This is a genomic window from Pantoea sp. VS1 (assembly GCF_002207995.1).
In the GTDB taxonomy this organism is placed as follows: domain Bacteria; phylum Pseudomonadota; class Gammaproteobacteria; order Enterobacterales; family Enterobacteriaceae; genus Pantoea; species Pantoea dispersa.
Genome location: NZ_NHZE01000026.1, coordinates 40,215 through 53,960 on the forward strand (window position 1 = coordinate 40,215; position 13,746 = coordinate 53,960).

Sequence of the window (13,746 nt, forward strand, 5' to 3'; positions counted from 1 at the left end):
AGCTGGCCTGTAAAAGTGCAAAAACACAAGATGATGCGACCAGTCTGTCAGGGGCTTATCAGAAAAAATATCGTCCGTGTAAAAATGATGTCATTCCTCTTTTTTCTGGGAAAACAGCCACGACCTGGCGGACTGAATGTGAAAGAATTTCCGGGCTGACGCCATATGACCCACACCTTCAAAGGTCAGAAACGTAATGTTTCCGCCTTCACTCAGGTAGCGTTTGAACTGACCTGTCAGTTTTTGCTGGCTGCTCACCGGGAAGATCAAAGCAGGGTCAAGTAGCTCTTCCGGCCGCGTGATGCGCGCGCCTGCCTGCTTCCAGACGGGCAAACATTTTTCATTCCATGGCGTTGCCTTCCCGTCTTCAGAGCCCGTAATAATGAGAAGTTTCTGGTCAGCCAGTGTGACCACATCTTTAGGGCGCTGCTGGCCGGCAACAATGAGCCCGGCGGCAAACGTTTCGGGATGCCTGGCCATCAGCCACAGGGATGTCATGGCCCCCATGGACCAACCTGTACAGTAAACCCGGGACTTATCAATACTGAAGCTCTTGCCTGCCCGATCCGCAAGCTTGGGGTTTGCATAGTCCCAGGTGTTGCTGAGAAAAGACTGCACCAGCCGCCAGGTATTTTCTACGTCGCTGGTATGCTCCCAGTAATCATTCATGCTCGTTCGCTCGTAACGTGAGGTGATCACCACACACTCGCGTAATGCCTGCTCTTCAGGGAGGCTCCATATCGAGGCAATACATTGTTCTGTCAGCGTCTGCGCACAGGTCCCGTCGTAACTGGTACCCGAGTGCGTGACAGCGAGCAGCAACGGGTATTCTTTTTCCTCTCCACTGGGCTGAAGAAAGGATCGGGGGAGATAAATGCTGTATTCAAGCCACGCGGACCGCGCGTCATCCCACCACCAGTGATTCTGCTCCCATTCATCGACTCCGCGGATAACAACGTTATTCCCTTCCTGCTCCGTGTTGCGCCTCTGCACGGTGCTGGCAGCATAAATCTGCCCTGTCCGGGTTCTGACGTTCTTCGCCTGAACAAGTGTTACCATGTCACTGTCCTGTGTGGGCAGACTCAGATCAGCCTCGTGTTCAAACTCAAGAATGACGGAGCATTGCATGCAGGCGGCGGTAGCCGTAATACCGGTAGTTAGCGTGGAAGAGACCCGCCATGGTAACACGAACAACTGCGTGCTTATCACCGGTCTGCAGCGCAGCGCGGTGATAAAAATAGCTGCTACGGGCGAGCCCCAAGGTGCTCAGCAGCGCCGACAACGTATATGTTTCTCTCAGGACATCAGCGACCTTGGTCTTTTCCCTGTTTGTCAGGGTCTCTGCGCTGATGCCCGGGTCTTTTTTATGATTTCATCCGCTTTCTTCATGATATCGTGCTCCATCTGCAACTGCTGGATTTCCTGCCTGAGCCTGCCCCGCTCATTGCGTAGCGTTTCGATATCTTTTGTTTCAGGTGGTATTTTTCGTTTGCGCATTGCACGATAGGCCTCGTCACCAACAAATTCATCCTTCCACTTATACAACAGTTGGCGGCTGACACCCACATGCTGAGCGATATCCCGGGCGGGTTTGTTACGCGTGCACAGCTCACCTACGGCTTTACGCTTAACCTCTGATGTAAAGGGCGCTGCAGGATTGAAGGTGCTGGTCAAGATATGACGTTTTCCCGGCAGAAGTTCATCCAGCCAGTAGTTGAGTATTGCAGTGCAGGGGTAGCCCAGATCACGGCACGTGAAGGCCAGGCAGCGCCCGTGTGTTAGATAATGATCAACAGCAGCCTGTTTTTGCACGGTGGAATAGCGTGGTTTGCGCTTAACACTCTTTACAGTGCCGTCACCTGCCTTCCATGCTTCTATCCAGCGTCCGAGACGACGTTCTGTGGGATAACCCAGCTCACGAACAACGGCTACGATTTTTTGCCATATTTAAAGTACAGCTCGATTGCGCGAAGGCGGTCTGCTTCGGAATACATAACTTATCTCCTGAGAGTCCAGGAAATCGTCCGCATCTCCAAAACTGTCAGTAATCTTGGCGTTGACAAAGCTGGCGATGACGGCGGCAGTACAGTGCGCACAGCTCCACGTCATCGTGGCGGTCATACATCCAGCTCCGGTGGTTCAGCACCAGCGAGGTGATCACGATACCCGCCGCTTCGCTGCTCAGGCGCACATCACTGTAATTTTCAGGGTTGACGAAATGCCAGAATTCCTCCGAAGCGGGCTTCATAAAGCCAATGCCGGAAGGCAGCAGCGCGAAGTCCCATACGCCGCCGTCGTAGTCCGTCAGGAAACAGTCGGCGTACAGGTACACGTTGGTTTCGGCGCGCATGAAATCCTCGCCAAACAGCGCGGGCAGAAAACGCAGACGTGCATAGCCGTCAAGGACGCGTGCGGACTCAAAAGCAGGGGTGACAGTATTCATCAGAAATCTTCGCAGTCAGGGTGGTAAACCGTTCCGGCCTGAGCCGTGACTGAATGACAGCCCGGAGCGGAGTGTTCAGAAGCGGTGACGAGGCCGCAGCGCAAGCGAATGGAGGCGGGCTTACGCACGGCAGTGACGCGAAACATGAGAGGAGGCGCGACGGAAGTAAGCACGACGGAGAGAGTGCGAACGGGTGAGCAGTTGTGTTACGAGTCAATGCGGCTTTGCTTCAGAAGGGGGTATTTAGCTCAATGACAATTTTAAGCTGAAAGTTTCTCATGAGCCGGTAGTTTTCATAAGGGACGCTATACAGGAAGGCAGGCGAAGCCGCATTTGAGCTCCGCCTGTTTATCGTTTATCAGTTCTGCATTATGTACGGAGTCATCAGTGACGACTACTTACTTTCTCTTTTAAACGGGACTCATCTGGGGTTTTAAGAGGGCGCAGCCGCCTGATGCGTGGCTTAAGTATGACGCGAGGCATTCTCACCAGCCTGCGGCTGTTTTTGTTGAAAACAGGGCGTTCATGCCAGAGTTTTAATAAGATCACAGTCAGTGCGAGGAGTGCAGTAATACCATTTGCCGTCATAACCGGAACATCGTTCATACGAAAGCCATACCACGTCCAGCAACTGACACCAAAAAACAGAGCGCCCCACATACCCAGTGATAGTCCACTGGTATCTTTGTTTTTAATAATGTGAAGGACTTGCAGACAGAAGGACCCGGTGGTGACCCAAGCAGCAAGCGTGCCCAACCATACTGGCCAGGGAGAGAGTAAAAAAGCCGAAAGCAGCGCCGCTATGATGGTTAAAATAACCAGTAGGATATTTTTCATGCAATGGCTCCTGCCTCTTCTAAACCCCTGTCGACGCACTTAAGCGCAAGCAGCATATCTTTATAGAGTTCAGGTTGACCAGACAGCCCGCCCCAGATTTTTTTACTTTTTATGAAAGCAAGAAGCGGGTCTTCAGCGCTGAAAATAGCCCCAAAGTCCACCTCGTCTAAGGCACGATCCTCGTATTTAAATCGTAAGTTTCCTTCCTGATGGCGCTGCATGAAGCGCATCCAGAGTGCAGGCAATATCATAGTGGCATGTGGGCTGCCGCCCTGATCATATACCATCCTGATAACCGGCAGAATGTACTGATGCAGTTTAGCAATACTGTCTGATGATACGCGTTGCGTGGTATCCCTTACCCAGCGATTACTAAACCGGCTCAACGTTGTCTCACAGTATTCCCGTAGTCCGTCATCGTCTGATTCCAGAATCATTTTGACATCATGCATCACGTAATTACGTATCCACTTCACTACCTGAGGTGTAAGACTTTCATCAATATAGTCCTTTCCCATAAGCCCTCCGGCCCAGGCAACACCACTGTGACCGGCGTTGAGTACGCGGATTTTTGTTTCTTCGTCATGCATTACGTTATCTTTAAAGTCGACGCCGACCTCTTCCAGAGCAGGACGTCCGGCAATAAAGCGGTCCTGAACGACCCACTGGGCGAACGACTCACAGGAAAGCGGTGCCTGATCGCCATGGATTCCATGCTCAGCCAGGCGGGAAAATATTTTTTCGTCAAATTTCGGGGTGATACGGTCAACCATGCTGTTCGGTGAAGACACATTGCTCTTAATCCACTTCAGCAGACAGGTATCATCTGAAGCCTTAACGAATGCAATAAGGCCTGACAGAACGCTGTCGCCATTGTTACGCAGATTATCGCAGCTGAGCAGCGTGACCGGCCCTGCGCCGGACTCAATGCGCTGACGAAAAATCCTGATTAATGCGCCATACAGAGTTACGGGGTCGCGATTCCCCGCTAAATCAGCGATAACAGCAGGATGCTGAAGATCCAGACGGCCATCGTCGTCCAGAAAGTACCCACCTTCTGTTACCGTAAAAGAAATTATCCGTGTATCCGGATGTGATCCCTCTTCAATCAATGACCGTATGCCGGGGTCCCACAGGATAATTTTGCTGACTGAGGCCATTGTCTGGTAGCGACGCTCTCCGGCCGGAGAAATGAGCTCCAACGTGTAACGTCCCTTTTGTGCATGGAGGCGCTGCAGTGTCTCCTGCGTCTGGCTGTTGCGAATATTGGCTAACGCAAGTGTCCACCGCGTGTCTCCTTTCAGATGCAACTGATTCAGATACCATGCCTGATGTGCACGGTGAAAAGCACCTGCTCCAAGATGCAGCCAGGTAAGTTTTTTATGATCGGTTTTAGACACATTTTCTCCTTAATCCATTACAGATGAGGGGGGTGTTACCAGTAACAGTAACATACTCTTCAATCAATGTGACCGAGGGGGCTATTGCTGCTGGGTATAATTGCAGGGACAAGAGAAAGAAATTCAGGTTGTACCATCTGGTTAAGTCGTTTTTTTCACCGCCCCGTATCATTGCATTTATGATGGTTATCATTTTCCGCACACATGCCGTCATGGCCACTTTGAATACTTTGCCTCTGGATGTCAGATTTTCATAAAAAGCTTTTATTTCCGGGTTATAGCGCACAGCAGAAAGGACTGCCATATACAACATCGAACGGATATCAGAACGTCCACCCCATATCATCCTACGTCCACTGAAATTCCCACTATCCCTTGAATCGCCACTGATAATTTAGACACTTCCGAGCCGTTGATAATACTGGTTTTCATATTCAGTTGGTGGCATCTGATCGCTGGAACCATGCCGACGCTTACTGTTATAAAACATTTCGATGTAATCAAAAATATCGCTGCGGGCCTCTTCCCGCGTTCCGTAGATCTTTTTCTTTACCCGTTCGCGTTTCAGCAACTGGAAAAAGCTTTCTGCAACCGCATTATCGTGACAGTTACCACGACGGCTCATGCTGCCCTCCAGACCGTGTGATTTCAGGAACGACTGCCACTCATGGGTTGTGTACTGACTGCCCTGATCCGAATGAACCAGCACCTGTTTTTGGGGTTACGCCGCCATACAGCCATCAGCAGTGCGTTCAGGACAATGTCCTTTGTCATCCGGGATTGCATGGACCAGCCGATAATTTTGCGTGAGAACAGATCAACAACCACGGCAAGATATAGCCAGCCTTCGTGAGTCCTGATGTAGGTTATGTCCGTTACCCAACGCTCATCCGGAGCATCCGGATTGAACTGTCGCTGAAGCCTGTTGGGCGACACGATACTGGTCTCGCCTTTACGTGCCCGTGGGCTCCGGTATCCGACCTGAGCCTTTATCCCGACACGCTTCATCAGTCGCCAGACTCTGTTCACTCCGCACTGATGCCCGCTGTCCCGCAGATCCAGATGGATCTTGCGATAACCATAGACACATCCCGATTCCAGCCAGAACTGTTTAATCTGTCCTGTCAGTCTCAGGTCTGCCTGATGGCGTTGTGAATGCGGCTGCAGAAGCCAGGCATAAAAACCACTGGGATGAACATCCAGCACCCGACACAGCAGGCGAACAGACCAGTAACAGGTATTGTCACGGATAAAGGCGTACCTCAGTCGGACAGCTTTGCGAAGTACGCCGCGGCTTTTTTTAATATGTCCCGTTCGTCGGTAACTCGCTTCAGCTCTTTCTGGAGACGGCGGATCTCGGCCTGATCATCTGACTGTTCTTTATTAGCGGAAGAATCCGGACCGTACTTCTTTATCCACGCGTAAAGGCTGTGGGTGGTGATATCGAGACGTGTTGCAACGCTGGAAACAGAATGTCCACGATCAACAATCTGTTTGACTGCTTCGATTTTAAACTCTTCTGGATAACGCTTACCGCTCATGGGCACCTCTCTTTAAGCCATCTTAAATGACTCTGAGGTGTCTGTTAAACCCGTGGCGATTCAAAACGCTTTTTTAGCGAACCAGCTCTCCAGCAGCTCTGAGGTCAGAGCCTTACGCCAGCGAATGATGAGAAGCCGTGTAAACCAGTCCTGATACACGAACACGCCAATGTAGATAAGGATGTAAACGCAGTACTCCTTGACGAGGCCGTAAACGCGGGACCCGTTAAACTCACCCAGTGCGTCGTAAAACGACTTACTCCATTCATTGATCAGCACGTTCAGCCAGACAATCGACCCACCCAACCCGACAATGACCGCAAGCAGCAGCCAGGCATTCCAGCATGATTTACCGCTCCAGAACGTCCGGCTCAGCTGCCAGACCGTATTCAGTTTCTTCTTCATTGCTGATCCTCTTGCGGCAGGACCGTGTAAACCGTCAGATTTTTCGGGTCATACAGGCGGGTTGCCATGCTGCGAATACCTTCTGGAGTGATCGCTTTATCGAGGCTGTCTACCCGGGACAGATAAACTGGGCTGTTAAAGTGCTGGTAGCTCAGTCGCAGGCGACGCTGCAGGGTTATAAAATCTTGCTGTCGTGACGCTTCAGCCTTGTCAAAAATAACTTTCTGCTCTCTAACCGCTGGCTCTCCGATCCCACTGCCCGCTTCTGACAACGCGCGTTTGGCGAGGTTAATCATCTCCTCTGCCCGCTCTGGAGAGGTGCTGAAGCGCAGTTGCGATTCGATACGGTTGGACTTGTCGTTGAGCTCGCTGTCAAAACGGAGATTGTAGATCCCCCGTGCATCGTCGCGCAGGACGGCTTTCAGGTGCTGGTTCATCAGATTACGCGCAATGCTGACCTGCACGGCGCGCTCCGGTGTCCAGACTTCATCGCGGAAGGTCCACAGGCTGATATCCGCTTTTGGTTCTGAGCTTAAGTGACTGACGCGCTCGCGGGCCCCCTTCTCCGGCAGGTAGGGCTGGTAGGCCAGCGGCTGCAGGCGTTGAATACCCGCAAGATAATGCTCAACCGCTTTTTTAACGTCGCTTTCCGGCAGGTTCCCCATAATGAAATAGGTGACGGGGGCGGTACTGAGCGTCTTCCATTGTGACTCCAGATTTGCAGCCGTCACGGCAGTCAGTTCAGCCTGGGTAGGTACCGGGAAGGTTCTTGCTCCGTACCTCAGTGCAGAGACTTCCTTATCACGCTGTGCTGACAGCGTACTGCCCTGCATGACCTGACGACGCGCCAACCCCAGAAGGCTGCTCTTGACCGAGGCTGCGTCAAGATGGTTATCAACATACAGCAGCTGATAGGCCTGCATGAGCTTGTTCAGGCTGGTGTTAACAGCGCTGCCTGATACCTCAAGGCTGCCCGACGCTTGGCTGACGTTAAGTGTGGTATTGTTGTCGCTTAGCCAGCGCTGGTAGTCATCCTCACTCCATCCGGCTGGGGCACCGTGAGCAGCCAGCTGCGCCGCCAGCTGAGAAGACCATCCAACGACACCCTCACTGAGATAGCCAGCCTGGCTTACCGCCTGTATCCAGACACGGTCTTTTGCCAGTGGCGTGCGTTTCCATACCACGCGATCGCCATTGCTGAGTTGCCATTCCTGCACCTGCTCAGTGGCAAAGTTTTTGGCAGAGAGAATGGTTCCCTCTGTAGTGTGCTCAGGCAAGGAAGGCAGCACTGCAGTCGCCGCGTCCGGTGTGGGTAAAAGCGGACGCGCAGCAATACGACTGACGGTCTTCTCTACAGCAGAAGGCAGCGGGATGTTGTACTGCATGCGGCCCGGGATGCTGAACTGCACCAGTTTATCCTGTGCCTGAAGCCAGTTTCTGAGGCGAGCGTTGACCGTGTCAGGCGTAATGGTTGACAGCTCTTTCAGAGCAAGCGTGCCACGCATCTGCGTGCCGGTGTAGGGCTCGTTTTTTTGCCAGGCCACACTGATGACCTGCACCCAGTCAGAAAACGCGCGCATTTCTGGTTTGTCTTTCATACGCTGAGCGGATTCCACCAGCTCTGCTTTTACGCTTTCAATATCCTGACTGCTGATGCCATAGCGCACCAGACGCTCCCGCTCTGTGATAACCGTGTCCAGCCCCTCTTCGAAGCTGCCTGGCATCACGTCTGCGAACAGGCCAAAGGCAACGGTAGTGCGCCCGATTTCCGACTTCCGGGCGACCATACTGCCGACAGTATCTGGCAGCGCATCACGCTGTCGCTTGAGCTGGCGCGTCAGGGCGCTCAGCGTAATCTGGTCAATCAACCGTTCGCGAAAGCCTGCGATCCCCAACGTATAGCCTTCCTCAAAACGGGTCACCCAGGAGACCTGGCTGCCACCGCTTTCATCATCCTGCAGCCGCACCACGCGAAGCTGGTCTTTCAGCTGCTGGTCGTAGTCCTTTGTGCTGCGAATCGTGACCGTTATGGAAGGCAGGGACGAAAATACATGCGAAATCTTTGTACGCGCCTCTTCCGGGGAAATATCACCGATAATTAGCAGCCGCATGTTTTCGGGCTGATACCAGCGGTGGTAAAAGTCTGCCAGCGTGGTAGCAGGCGTGTGTTTGATAGATTCGACCTGCCCGATGGTGGGTCGCAGCGGATAGCGGGATCCTTCACGCAGCGCCGCGATGCGCTGCTCATTCATCCGTGCGGCTACGCCGAGTTTGCCGCGCCACTCCTCCAGAATAACTTTACGCTCGTCATCAAGATCCACCTGCCTGATGCTGGCCTGTGACGCAATCTGCTCAAGCGCCTGGAGCGAGAGATCTAACCCTTTTACTCCATCAGGCGGGCTCATCATGAACTGAGTTCGTTCGTAGTTGGTGACCGCGTTATAATTCAGACCTCGCTTCCAGCCCTGAGTGGTGAGCGCAGAGGCAACCCCCTCGGGCCAGCTATTGCTTGCTCGAAACACCATATGTTCGACCATGTGGGCGACACCAGATTGCGCACTGGTTTCATCAAGTGAACCCACCTCAACGTTCAGACGGATATCAAGCCGTCCCTTGTCCGAATGTATCGGAATAAGGGTGTAACGCAACCCGTTAGCCAGCTCTCCCTCTGTCACAGTGGGTAGCCCTGATTTGAGGTCAGCGCTTATTGCCTGGGCATTAAAAGTGAAAAGCAGAAATGCACCACAAAGGGTGCGAAGGGTATAGCGCATGCGTTTATCCTTACATTGCTAACTTACCGCCGTCCGCCGCAATCTGCGGACAGCGTAAAACTCACCGGCGCGAAGGCCGGTGAAAAATGAGAATTACCAGTTGTATGCCACACCCAGCCAGAACTGACGGCCGGTTTTATAGGTCACGACTTTGGAAGATGCCGCGGTTGTCTGTGATGCCTCAATGACCGTGTCGAAGACGTTCAGCACATCGAGCGTCAGCTCAACTGACTGATTCTGGAAAGTGGGCTGAGACCAGGCGAAACGCCAGTCGTAGGTGAAGTAGTCTTTGTATTTCGTCTTGGTATACAGGCTTGCATCGCCCTCGTAGCTTCCACAGGCACTGTTACCCGAAGGACAGGCAACATCAGAGGTCGTGTAGCCCGAGTAACCTGCTGTATAGCCGACGTTCTGGCTCCAGTTCAGATTAATGGCAGGGAAGAAGGTGTTGACGTTAACAAATGCAGTCCACGGCGTGTTGAAGTCGAGCGCATCCATCTCACCCTTGTCCATTAACTTGCCGTTGAAAATGACCTTATCCTGATCGCTGTCCTGCTGGTCATAGTAAGTCTGCGAGCTGGACTTGTTTTTCACGATGCTGGCACCCAGCTCCCAGCTGATATCTGCCAGTGAGAAGTGGTAAGGGCTAATGGGCTGAGCCGTCAGAGACCAGGTATTACCTTCCGTTTTTCCGTTGTTGGAAAGAATGTAGAACTTTCTCCCGTCATCATTCACGTAGCTGTCACGGCCAAACTGATCGCGGCCCTTTCGGTTAACCCATTTAACCGTCCAGACGGTATCTAATACGCGCTGCGACAGCCCAAGAGACAGCTCATCGCTGTAAGGCGTTTTGAGATCGGAAATATCATAATCGTACGTACTGTACTTGGTGGTATCTCCCACCCAGGGACTACTGGCGTCCTTGCGTGTCTGGGCAATGTTGGCGCTGATACCCGAGCGAAGTTTATAGGTCAGCAGGTTCTGGCCATAATAGCGGTTTGCCCCACCGAACAATCTTGTCGTGCGATCGCCGAATACATCCAGGGATGCAGCAAAGCGAGGAGCGGCGGTCAGGTTTTTCATGAAATCGTCATATTGCAGACGCACTCCGGGTGTCACTTCAAGACGCTTGTAAAGCATGCTGTCCTGAAGGTAAAGCGCGTAGTTGGTATAATTACCTTCAACGCTTCGCGCCGGGTAAAGTGTGCGACGGCTTAAATATTGTTCACCATCAATACAAAGCGCATCACCTGACTGGCAAACAACGCTGGTATCGATGGTTGGTAGACCTGTACCCAAAGATGCATCAGTGAAGCGACGATAACGCGCCTGATATAAGTCAGTCTGCCAGCCCGCATCCAGCTGATGGGTCACCCCCAGTGCAGAAAACGGCGTAAATTCTGCGTCCTGCTTAATTGTGGTGGTTGATTTATCCGTTCCGTAACTACCATACCCACCGATTTGACCGTACTGAATATTAGCTGTGCCCGTTGTACTGCTCCAGTCTATTTCATCAGAGACAAAGTCTTTTGTTTTACTATATCGATACCATTGCGCAAAGGTATCAGAAGCCTGTTCAATTTTATTCTGCTCAAACTGGTAACCTGCCAGACTGGTAATTTTTCCCCAATCGGCGAAATGCTCCCACTCGATATTGGCGCGATAACCTCCACCGTTGTTTGTAAAATCCCCATCTTTAATATCAAGCTTATTATAAGTCGACTTGTGTGGAGCATACATGCCGGTCAGGCGGAATATATCACCATTATCTGCAAACCAGGTTCCTTTTAATAAATAGGTTTCTGCAACTCTCTCCTGATCTGACCAAACCCCCATATTAGGGCTATATTGAGGAATCTTCGATACCTGTCGGTTATATGAAAAGATCAGACCTACGTTGTCGTTTAGCGGTTGATTGACGCTCACGGAATAGAAGTTTTTAGTGAACTTAGGCTGATTTGACTGACTGGTCGCTTCCTCAAAGCTGTCACGCTTGGATTCATCAATATGGTATCGCGTCCAGCTGTCACGACTGGTGCGCCAGGATACGCGGCCAGATGCGCGATCCAGACTGGGGTCTTTCAGGCGTGCATCCACAACCCCTCCGGTGAAGTCACCGTACTTAGCCGCGACGTTACTGTCAAACACCTCAAGCTTGTCCACCAGCTCAGAGTTGATCCAGAATGATTGCGTCCCACCGGAAGGCAGGTCAATCGGACTGTATCCATCGGGGTCTGCTGTCAGGTCTCCGTTTTTGTTGCCGGGATTGACGGTATTATTGTTAGACAGTCCGTCGATCATGAAGTTGTTGTTATAGAACTTTTCCCCGTGGAAGGAGACATTCTCCGGCGCTATTTCACCCGGGTTATTACTTGAATTCGTATCATTAGAAAAACGCACGTTAGGGTTGTGCTTAAGCAGTTCAGTAATAGTACCGTTACCCGTCGGATACTTTTTAATCTGATCCGCATTAATGACCTGAGTTCCCATCGACTGACTGGTTGGTGCGGAACGAACAATAATCGTGTCACCATCTTCAGCCGATTGCTCCGTTAGCTTTTCAGCGACTGGTTTCTTTATGACATCTTTATCTGCAAGACCTTCAGCCAGTATCGACTGAGCAAAAATGCTCAGCGGAATAACAACGCATCCAATTTTTTTCATTATTTTCCCAGAAAATATCTTCAGTTAACTACCTGAATACGACCATCGATTTTAAAAATAACGGTGACAATCTGGTCTTTAACTTCACCAGTTGTGTCATAGCGCCAGCGTGAAATATCACGCTTAAGATCTGCACCAAATACACCGGGCGGATCTTCCGCAAGGATACGAATATTTTTTATCGTTCCGGACTCATTAATGTCGAACTGGGCTTTAACCCGGCCCTCAACACCCATTGAACGTGCCCGGGATGGATAATTCACGCGGCGATTAAGAATATGCAGATGAACGGTTGCAGCAGATCCAGCCCCGCTCGCAGCACGACCAGTAGTGCTTTCGCCAGACATGGTGGAAGCACCACCCTGACCAGATGCAGTCGAAGCCGTCTGACTATTTTCTAATGTCTGAGTATCCCCCATGCCGGAGGCTTCCTCTTTACTGACTGGCGGACGTTCAACCGTTTTTTTCGCCGAGGGGGCAGGTTGAGTTTTCTCGACAGGTAGTGTTTTTTTAACCTGTTTCGGCTTAGGAGGTGGTTCTTTGTGTTCAGTCGCTATGACTGCATGACGGACAACCGGCACAGGAACGAGCAAGGGTGCATCTTCCGCTGCGGTTTCGGCTTCTGCCGGGCTCATACTCGTTGCATTGAATGCAACGAACGCCACTGGACTTCCTGCTCTGCCACCCTCTTCTTCAAGAGTGGGCGAGGAATTTTTGCAACAAACATAAAGGGTAAGCAGCAGCACATGGAAAATAATGGACGAAAATAAAGCAGCCCCTCTGCCCTTCAATACCGGACTTCTGCTGAAATTGGGACAGGAATGTAACCCATCTGGGTAAAGGTCTGTGTTAAGCGCCGTTTTCATTTTGCCTTCAAATGATTTCGTCAAACACTCACCGGCGTTACGCATTCCTCTGAATGGCGTGACTATCCGTAAGGGTTATAGCCCGACTGAAAAATTTATACACACTCTTATGCATTTTCGCGGTGAACATTAACAAGAATGAGATTGATTTACAATTTCATTATCATAAGGCGACATGTTACAGCTTCTTATGGCACTAATTGCACAGACCCGTCATCCTCTTCGATGATCCTTTTCCGTTTAATCCCCATCAGACCCCAGCCGAAAGGCCCGAAACGCAGCCCTTTGCGGTCCGGCGGAGCTTACCGGCTTGCCGGTTAGCGCAATAGGGCTCGACGACCCGGCTTGCCGGGGAGCCGAAGGGGGCCATGGTTCGTGACCTTATCAGGGTGATGAATCAGGAGAACCACGGAAGGAAGAAATGGCAGAAGCAGAATGACAGCAGCAGGAAGACAGGAAAGAAGAGGAAGAGAAGGCCAGACCACAGGAGAAAGCGCAGGCGAAGGGAGAGAGCCGGTGCGTCAGCACCGGGTTTAGGTACGACCGGGCACATGGGTAACAGATCAGACCGGGCACACAGGTAACATTTTTTGTGGTCAGTCGATTCGGATAATACGCTTTTCTGCCCGGTCATAATACGCAAGGATGAGCCTGTCGAAGAGGATGACGTCAATGCCGTCGTCCACTTCCAGGAACCGTACATATTCCCCCCGTAACGCCGCGCTCAGGAAGGTTCGCCCGTTCAGCCTCAGGTCGCCTTTTTCACCGACTTTGTACAGCTTCGCCCCCTCCGGATAGCCCACCTCCGGCACTTTTCCG

General features: G+C 51.7%; 9 protein-coding genes and 3 pseudogenes. All 12 read right to left on the reverse strand.

The window, feature by feature from the left end:
* Positions 1 to 90: 90 nt before the first annotated feature.
* Positions 91 to 1,059 carry a prolyl oligopeptidase family serine peptidase gene (locus tag CBW22_RS12280; RefSeq protein ID WP_254919492.1) on the reverse strand — a complete coding sequence of 323 codons (969 nt, stop codon included), beginning with the start codon at positions 1,057 to 1,059 and terminating at the stop codon, positions 91 to 93.
* Between the two features lie 52 nt (positions 1,060 to 1,111).
* A pseudogene (locus CBW22_RS26660) lies at positions 1,112 to 1,994 on the reverse strand (transposase); the annotation flags it as partial.
* 47 nt (positions 1,995 to 2,041) lie between these two features.
* Positions 2,042 to 2,443: an antirestriction protein gene (locus tag CBW22_RS12290; RefSeq protein WP_088516790.1), complete on the reverse strand. Its 402-nt coding sequence runs from the start codon at positions 2,441 to 2,443 to the stop codon at positions 2,042 to 2,044.
* Between the two features lie 384 nt (positions 2,444 to 2,827).
* Positions 2,828 to 3,280, reverse strand: coding sequence for a SemiSWEET family sugar transporter (locus CBW22_RS12295; protein WP_088516791.1), 453 nt, complete (start codon positions 3,278 to 3,280; stop codon positions 2,828 to 2,830).
* Positions 3,277 to 4,680, reverse strand: coding sequence for a D-arabinitol 4-dehydrogenase (dalD, locus tag CBW22_RS12300; RefSeq protein ID WP_088516792.1), 1,404 nt, complete (start codon positions 4,678 to 4,680; stop codon positions 3,277 to 3,279). The genes CBW22_RS12295 and dalD overlap by 4 nt, the downstream gene beginning before the upstream one ends.
* On the reverse strand, positions 4,673 to 5,074 hold the full coding sequence (locus tag CBW22_RS26665; RefSeq protein WP_369597193.1) for a transposase: 402 nt from the start codon (positions 5,072 to 5,074) through the stop codon (positions 4,673 to 4,675). The genes dalD and CBW22_RS26665 overlap by 8 nt, the downstream gene beginning before the upstream one ends.
* Positions 5,075 to 6,221: pseudogene (locus CBW22_RS12310) on the reverse strand (IS3 family transposase).
* 60 nt (positions 6,222 to 6,281) lie between these two features.
* The gene (locus CBW22_RS12315) at positions 6,282 to 6,626 is read right to left on the reverse strand and encodes an SbmA/BacA-like family transporter (RefSeq protein ID WP_441339112.1); all 345 of its coding nucleotides are present in this window, start codon (positions 6,624 to 6,626) and stop codon (positions 6,282 to 6,284) included.
* Positions 6,623 to 9,397, reverse strand: coding sequence for a M16 family metallopeptidase (locus CBW22_RS12320; protein ID WP_088516793.1), 2,775 nt, complete (start codon positions 9,395 to 9,397; stop codon positions 6,623 to 6,625). The genes CBW22_RS12315 and CBW22_RS12320 overlap by 4 nt, the downstream gene beginning before the upstream one ends.
* Positions 9,398 to 9,490: 93 nt before the next feature.
* Positions 9,491 to 12,061 (reverse strand): TonB-dependent receptor plug domain-containing protein, encoded by a 2,571-nt coding sequence (locus tag CBW22_RS12325; RefSeq protein ID WP_088516794.1) that lies wholly within the window; start codon positions 12,059 to 12,061, stop codon positions 9,491 to 9,493.
* A gap of 20 nt (positions 12,062 to 12,081) precedes the next feature.
* On the reverse strand, positions 12,082 to 12,951 hold the full coding sequence (locus CBW22_RS12330) for a TonB family protein (protein ID WP_176428113.1): 870 nt from the start codon (positions 12,949 to 12,951) through the stop codon (positions 12,082 to 12,084).
* A gap of 572 nt (positions 12,952 to 13,523) precedes the next feature.
* Positions 13,524 to 13,746, reverse strand: a pseudogene (locus tag CBW22_RS26290) (integrase core domain-containing protein); the annotation flags it as partial.

What these genes read in the sequence shown, in the direction of transcription:
- CBW22_RS12280 (WP_254919492.1), bottom strand. Translation starts at nt 1,059, where the DNA reads ATGGTAACACTTGTTCAGGCGAAGAACGTCAGAACCCGGACAGGGCAG.
- CBW22_RS12325 (WP_088516794.1), bottom strand. Translation starts at nt 12,061, where the DNA reads ATGAAAAAAATTGGATGCGTTGTTATTCCGCTGAGCATTTTTGCTCAG.
- CBW22_RS12295 (WP_088516791.1), bottom strand. Translation starts at nt 3,280, where the DNA reads ATGAAAAATATCCTACTGGTTATTTTAACCATCATAGCGGCGCTGCTT.
- CBW22_RS12320 (WP_088516793.1), bottom strand. Translation starts at nt 9,397, where the DNA reads ATGCGCTATACCCTTCGCACCCTTTGTGGTGCATTTCTGCTTTTCACT.
- CBW22_RS12290 (WP_088516790.1), bottom strand. Translation starts at nt 2,443, where the DNA reads ATGAATACTGTCACCCCTGCTTTTGAGTCCGCACGCGTCCTTGACGGC.
- CBW22_RS12315 (WP_441339112.1), bottom strand. Translation starts at nt 6,626, where the DNA reads ATGAAGAAGAAACTGAATACGGTCTGGCAGCTGAGCCGGACGTTCTGG.